Below are 6,769 nucleotides of genomic sequence, written 5' to 3'. Positions count from 1 at the left end.
GAAGCCCAGGTCGGCGGAGCCGGTGGCGGTGACGTTCGCGGAGATCGCGGCAGCTACGTCGACCCGGCCCGCGCCGAGGGCGTACGAGGACGCGGCGAGGGTCTTGGAGCTGGACATGAGGGCGTTCTTGAGCTGGGCACCGGTCCAGTCGGGGTGCTGCTCGGCGAGGAGCGCGGCGACGCCCGCGACATGCGGGGTCGCCATCGACGTACCGCTCTTGGAGGTGTAGAGGCCGCTGCCGCCGACGAGTTGGGAGCGGGCGGCGAGAATGTTGACACCGGGGGCGGAGACGTCGGGCTTGAGGGCCTGGTCGCCGTAGCGGGGGCCCTGGCTGGTGAAGTTGGCGGCGCGGTCGGCGGAGTCGACGGCGCCGACGGTGAGTGCGGAGTCGGCGGCGCCGGGTGAGCCGATGGTGCCCGGGGCGCCGGAGTTGCCGGCGGCGATGACGAAGAGGGCGCCGGTCTCGGCGGAGAGGGTGTTCACCGCCTGGGCCATGGGGTCGGTGCCGTCGCTGGCCTCGCTGGAGCCGAGGCTCATCGAGACGATCTTCGCGTCGATGTCCTTCGCGGCCCACTCCATACCGGCGATGATCTGCGACTCGCTGCCGGAGCCCTGGTCGTTGAGGACCTTGCCGACGGCGAGGGTGGAGCCGGGGGCGACGCCCTTCTCCTTGCCCTCGGAGCCCGCACCGCTGCCGCCGACGGTGGAGGCGACATGGGTGCCGTGGCCCTGGCGGTCGGCGACCTCCTGGCCCTCGATGAAGGACCGGCTCTCGGCGACCCGTCCGTCGAGGTCGGGGTGGGAGAGGTCGGCGCCGGTGTCGAGCACGGCGACCTTGACCCCCTTGCCGGTCAGGCCGGCTTCCCAGGCCTCGGGGGTGCCGATCTGGGCGTTGGAGTCGGCCATGTCGGCCTTGACCCGGGCGTCGAGCCAGACCTTCATGGCGCCGGCCGAGCGGGTGCCGGGGCGGGCGGAGGCGGTGAACTCGCGCCAGAAGGCGGCTGGTTCGTTGGCTTTTACGGCCGCGCCGCCGATGCTGGGCAGGGCCCGGACGGTCTTGGTGCCGCGCGGGGCGGCGGCGGTGCGGGCACCCTTGCCGTGCGTCACGATGAGCGGCAGGTCGCCGGTGATGCCCTGTTCGACGAGGCCGGTGACGTCGAAGAGCCGCCGGTCGAGGAGACCGGCCTCCAGGTAGGGACGGGCCTCGTCGGGTATGACGGTGACCCTGCCGTTCACCGTCTCGTTGCGGACGGCCCCGGTGGCACCCTTGACCCGGTCGACGGTGACGGTCTTTTGGCCGCCGCCGAGGTCGGTGAGCGTGACACGGTCACCTGTGATGAGGGTGACGGTGGTACTCGCGCCCTGTGCCCCGGTGAAGGTGGCCGGTACGGACGCGGTGTCCGGAGCAGTTTCTGGAGCGGTATCGGGCGCGGCGGCGGTCTGCCCTGCCGAGAGCAGCACCAGGGAGAGCCCTGCGGCAAGCAGGGCGGCCCTTCCTCCTGCGGAAGGTCTGATCACGACGCACTCCTCGGACGCCCGGGGGAAGGGATGGTCCGGGCGCCGCGATGAGTCTGGGCCGTGGGACGGGAGTTGACGCCTGGCGCGCGTGGCGGCTTTGCGTATGGCGACCAACCGCCAATTGATGCAGCCCTGTTGACAGCTCTGGCCACCGTCCGCGCCAAGCAGGAAGGAGGAGTCCGGCCGCGTCTTCCTGGCGGCATCGCCGCCATGGCCACCGGTGCGTCGCCGCTGCCCCGGCCGCACGCGAACGTGACACTCAGGGGTGCGAGTGTCACGTTCTCGAACGGAGGTGGGAGCGCGGACGGCCCTACGCCTCCGTCACCGCCGTAGCCCGCCAAGGCGCCAAACGCTGAACATCGCGAGCGTCCGCTGCCTCGGCCCAACACGAACGTGACACCCCGAGGTGCAAGTGTCACGTTCTCGAACGGAGGTGGGAGCGCGGACGGCCCTACGCCTCCGTCACCGCCGTAGCCCGCCAAGGCGCCAGGCGCTGGACGTCGCGGGCGGTCTCCGTGACGCCGCTGAGGAAACCCTGGGCGCGCGGGGACGCCGTGTCGCGGAGCCATTCCGGGGCGATGTCGCAGACCGCGACCTTCACCTCGGTGCCGGCCAGCGCCAGGGGCAGGGTGTGGACGACCGTGGAGGGGAAGCTCAGGACCGTGCGGCCGATGGGGCCGCGGCGGGCGATGAGTTCGAGGGGGAGGTCGGGGCGGACGATCTCCAGGCCGGTGGCGGCCTCCAGGGCGTGGAGCTTGTCGGTGGACTCGCGGCGGTGGGCGAAGTAGCGGGTCGCGCCGTGGGCGCGGGCCAGGGTCGCGACGGCCTCCAGGTACTGGCCCTGGTCGACCACGCCGGTCTCGACGAGCGAGGTGCCGACCAGGTCCGCGCCCTTGGTGAGCAGCGGCGGGCCGAAGCGGGCGCGGGTCCAGGCGAAGGTGTTGGGGGTGACGGTCACGCCGGGCGGAGCCTCGACCGGCATGGCCGTGAAAACCTCGACCGTACGGGTGGCGGACGGGGTGAAGCGGCTGCGGGCGCGGGCCGTGACGGGGGCCAGGACCAGTTCGCGCGGGCCCGAGCTGCCCTTGCGGTGCCAGCGCACCAGGCGTTCGCCGCGCGCGAGCTGGGCGACGAACTCCATGGTGGCCGTGCCGTCGTCGACCACGGTGAGGCGGCGGGCCCGGACCATGGTGAGCAGGAGCTGTACGTACCGGGAGAACGGGTCGCCGATGACGACGTGCTGCGCCCTGCGGACCAGTCCGGACAGGTCGCGCAGGCTCTTCAGGGGCGCGCCCGCGCCGCCGCGCGCCTCCTGCCAGCGGACGTTGATGCCCTCGTCGCGGGCCAGCTCCGCCATCCGGCGCAGCTGACCGCGCGACATCGGGTCGACCGGGGGGAGGACGACGACCGTGATGTCCGTGAGGACCCGGTCGCCGCCTCCCTCTGCGTAGGCCCACTCCAGGACGTTCAGGAGCTGGACCGGGCTCTCGACGAAGGCGAGGTTCACCGGTCGGCCCGTCAGACCGCGACCGGCTCGGCGACCGGGGCCGCCTCGGTGCTCTCGGCGACGACGCCCGCGACCCGGCGGAGCTTCTTCATCGGGCCGAGCTCGGACTCGTACACCTTCTTGACGCCGTCGCCGAGCGAGGCCTCGATGGCGCGGATGTCGCGGACGAGGCGGGTGAGACCCTGCGGCTCGACGGAGGCGGCCTGGTCGGAGCCCCACATGGCGCGGTCGAGGGTGATGTGGCGCTCGACGAACGCGGCGCCGAGCGCGACGGCGGCGAGGGTCGTCTGGAGGCCGGTCTCGTGGCCGCTGTAGCCGATCGGGACGTTGGGGTACTCCTGCTGGAGGGTGTTGATGACCCGGAGGTTCAGCTCCTCGGCCTTGGCCGGGTACGTCGAAGTGGCGTGGCAGAGCAGGATGTTGTCCGAGCCGAGGACCTCGACCGCGTGGCGGATCTGACGCGGGGTCGACATGCCGGTGGAGAGGATGACGGTGCGGCCGGTGGCGCGCAGGGCGCGCAGCAGTTCGTCGTCGGTGAGCGAGGCGGAGGCGACCTTGTGCGCGGGGACGTCGAACTTCTCCAGGAAGGCGACGGCCTCGGTGTCCCACGGGGAGGCGAACCAGTCGATGCCGCGCTTGGCGCAGTGCTCGGAGATGGCCTGGTACTCGGCCTCGCCGAACTCGACGCGGTGACGGTAGTCGATGTACGTCATCCGGCCCCAGGGGGTGTCGCGCTCGATGTCCCACTGGTCGCGCGGGGTGCAGATCTCCGGGGTGCGCTTCTGGAACTTGACGGCGTCGCAGCCGGCTTCGGCGGCGACGTCGATCAGGGCGAGGGCGTTGTCGAGGTCGCCGTTGTGGTTGATGCCGATCTCGCCGGTGACGTAGACGGGCCGGCCGGGGCCGGCGGTGCGGGTACCGAGGGTGCGCAGACGGGAGGTGCTCATGAGGTGTGTTTCCTTAGTTCGGATGACGTGGCGGGCTTGGGGGACCCGGGGTCACTTGGGGGACTGGGTGGGATGCGTGGTCGTGAGGGTGGGGCCGAGCAGCCAGGCCGCGATCTCGCGGATGGCGCCGAAGCCCCCGGGGGTGGTCGTGACGGTGCGTGCGGCCGCCCGCACCGAGTCGTGGGCGCTCGCGACGGCGACGGGCCAGCCGGCGAGTGCGAAGCACGGCAGGTCGTTGACGTCGTTGCCGACGTAGAGGACACGTTCGGGAGCGATGGACTGTTCGTCGCACCACTGCTTGAGCGCCCGGTCCTTGCGGTCGATGCCGTGCAGGACCGGGATGCGGAGCTTGTGGGCGCGGGCGGCGACGACCGGGTTCTGCTCGCTGGAGAGGATCAGCAGCGGCAGTCCGGCCTTGCGCAGGGCGGCGATGCCCAGGCCGTCGCCGCGGTGGACGGCGACGATCTCACGGCCGTCGGCGTCGATGAGGACCCGGTCGTCGGTCTGCGTGCCGTCGAAGTCGAGGACGACCGCGTCGATGTCGTCGAGGGTGGGCAGCGGCGCGGGGTCGAGCAGCGGCGCGAGGGCGCGGGCGCGGGCCAGGTCGTGCGGGTCGTCGATCTCCAGGACCCGTGCGGCGTCGGTGCGCACCAGGGCGGTGTGGCCGAAGAAGCGGTGGCGGTGGGTGCGGAAGCCGGCGGCGTTCATGGCGTACGCGGTGCCCGTTTCGAGGAGGTCCTCGGGGCGGTCCTGGCGCATCTGGCGTACGGACTTGTCGTGGTTGACGCCGTAGTTGTCCTCCTCGATCGCGCTGCCGTCGCGCCAGAGGAAGCCGTGGAAGGGGGCGACCGTGACCGCCGTGTCGGCGCCGTCGTGGGCGACCGCGGCGGCGACGCCGTCGATGTCCTCCCGCAGCACGAAGGGGCTGGTGCACTGGACCAGCAGCACCACGTCGGCGGTCCGCTCGCGCATCGCCTCGTAGGCGTCCAGGGCGTGCAGCACCGCGTCCTCGCTGCTGGACCTGTCCCCGGCGATGGCCGCGGGGCGCTGGACGATGTGCAGCCGCTCGGACTCGCCCAGTGTCTCGCCCGCGGCGCGGGCCGCGTCCGCGATGGCCGCGTCGTCGGTCGTCACGACGACATCGGTGACCTCACGGGAGGCCAGGCAGGCGCGTACCGCGCGGGCGATCAGCGGTACGCCGCCGACCTGGGCGAGGTTCTTGGCCGGTACGCCCTTGGATCCGCCGCGGGCGGGGATCACGGCGAGCACGGTGGGGGTCGGGGTCATCTCTGCTCCTGAAGTGGTGTTCACAGCTCGCCCATCCGTCGGATCACCGGGGCGACCCGCTGGACGCCGTGCCGGTACGCGCCGCGCGCCGCCTCCCGGACCGCCTCGCGGACCACGCCGCGCACCCCGCCGGTCTCGCGGGGCCGTTCGGCGCCCGGCAGCGGGTGGCCGTCGGGGGCGAGGTGGTGGCGGGCGAGGATGCCGGGGAGGTAGCCGGGGGCGGTGGCGGGCGTGTAGTAGGGCGCGAGATCGGGCAGCCGGGCGGTGGCGAGCAGGGCGTCGACGCGGGCGCGGGCGTGGTCGTAGGCGGTGGCGTACGTGCCGTCGGCGGCGACGCCCTGGCCGGCCAGCCATTCCGGGTCGGGTTCCGGGCACAGGCCGCCGTCCAGGTGGTCCCAGGAGGTGAGCAGGCCGGAGCCGATGAAGTGGTGGTTGCCCAGTGCCTCGCGGACGCCGAGATCGGTGAGGACCGCGGTCGGCACACGCCGGTGCAGGGACTCCAGCGCGGCGGTCGAGGAGACCGTGACCAGCAGGTCGGTGCGGTCCAGGACCTCGCCCATGTGCCCGTACACCAGGCGGAAGTTGGGCGGCAGGCCGCCGGGCAGCCGCTCGGCGAGCCGCTGGTACGGGAGTTCCTCGATGTGCGTGGTGTGCTCGCCGGGCTTGGAGCGCAGCTTCAGCAGCACCTCGCGCTCCGGGTGCAGCCTGGCGTGCTCGACGAGTCTGCGCAGCAGGTACATCCGGTCGTCGCGGGAGGCCGGCACGGAGGGCTGGGCGGCGAAGACGACGGTGTCGCGGCCCTTCTGCGGGCGGTGCGGCTCGCCGCCGAGGAACGGCAGGGCGGCCTCGGTGACGGCCGAGGAGTCGGCACCCACTCCCTCGTACACCGCGCGGAAACGCTCCGCGTCGTGGCGGGAGTTGGCGAGGACGACGTCCGCGCCGTGCCGCAGCAGCAGGCCGTCGGCGAGCTTCTCGTAGACGACGCCGACATAGCCGGTGACGACGACGGGCCGGGCGGGCAGCCGCAGTGCGGCGAGTCCGTGCAGCATCGCCTGGACGGCTCCGCCGACGAGGGCGAGGACGACGACGTCGTACCCCTCGTCCCGCACACTGTGCAGGAACTCGACGGCCGTCACCTCGCGGACCCGGCCGGCCTCGATACCGACGTCGCCGACCTCGGCGAGCTGGCGCGGGGTCGGGGTGGCCCGGCCGCGCAGCAGCAGTCCGCTGATCTCGACGCGCTGCGCCGGCACCCGGGACGCGCCGGTGGTGAGGCGGCGCGCGGTGAGCGCGCCCCATTTCCACCGGGTGTCGGAGTCGGCGAGTACGGCTACCCGGAGGGCGGTCGTCTTTTCGGTACGTGGGGGCACGTCCCAGAACTTAGGAAGGCATTCCGATTCGCGGCCCAACGTGACGGCAACAGCTGGTTAACAGCCCGCCGACGCTTGGCGAATCGCCTTCACAAAGGGGACGCAATCACCCATGATTCAGCCCGGTTCATCATTCCGAC

General features: G+C 72.6%; 5 protein-coding genes. All 5 read right to left on the bottom strand.

Annotated elements, in window-relative coordinates; translation table 11 throughout:
• On the bottom strand, positions 1-1,518 hold a 1,518-nt coding region (locus ACWCQ6_RS10655; protein WP_451087548.1), incomplete at its 3' end, for a S8 family serine peptidase.
• A 451-nt stretch (positions 1,519-1,969) separates the two neighbouring features.
• Positions 1,970-3,025, bottom strand: coding sequence for a hypothetical protein (locus ACWCQ6_RS10650; RefSeq protein WP_451087546.1), 1,056 nt, complete (start codon positions 3,023-3,025; stop codon positions 1,970-1,972).
• A gap of 11 nt (positions 3,026-3,036) precedes the next feature.
• Positions 3,037-3,972, bottom strand: coding sequence for an N-acetylneuraminate synthase family protein (locus ACWCQ6_RS10645; protein ID WP_451087544.1), 936 nt, complete (start codon positions 3,970-3,972; stop codon positions 3,037-3,039).
• Positions 3,973-4,023: 51 nt separating this feature from the next.
• Entirely contained in the window at positions 4,024-5,259 is a 1,236-nt protein-coding gene (locus ACWCQ6_RS10640) for a cytidylyltransferase domain-containing protein (protein ID WP_451087542.1), read from the bottom strand.
• 20 nt (positions 5,260-5,279) lie between these two features.
• On the bottom strand, positions 5,280-6,629 hold the full coding sequence (locus ACWCQ6_RS10635; protein WP_451087540.1) for a DUF6716 putative glycosyltransferase: 1,350 nt from the start codon (positions 6,627-6,629) through the stop codon (positions 5,280-5,282).
• Positions 6,630-6,769 lie beyond the last annotated feature (140 nt).

Source organism: Streptomyces sp. NPDC001880 (assembly GCF_053594575.1).
The sequence above is the reverse complement of the archived record's forward strand: the minus strand, read 5'-3'. Positions and strand labels throughout refer to the sequence as shown.

Excerpts from the sequence above, each read along its gene's own strand:
- ACWCQ6_RS10645 (WP_451087544.1), bottom strand. The coding sequence starts at position 3,972 with ATGAGCACCTCCCGTCTGCGCACCCTCGGTACCCGCACCGCCGGCCCC.
- ACWCQ6_RS10640 (WP_451087542.1), bottom strand. The coding sequence starts at position 5,259 with ATGACCCCGACCCCCACCGTGCTCGCCGTGATCCCCGCCCGCGGCGGA.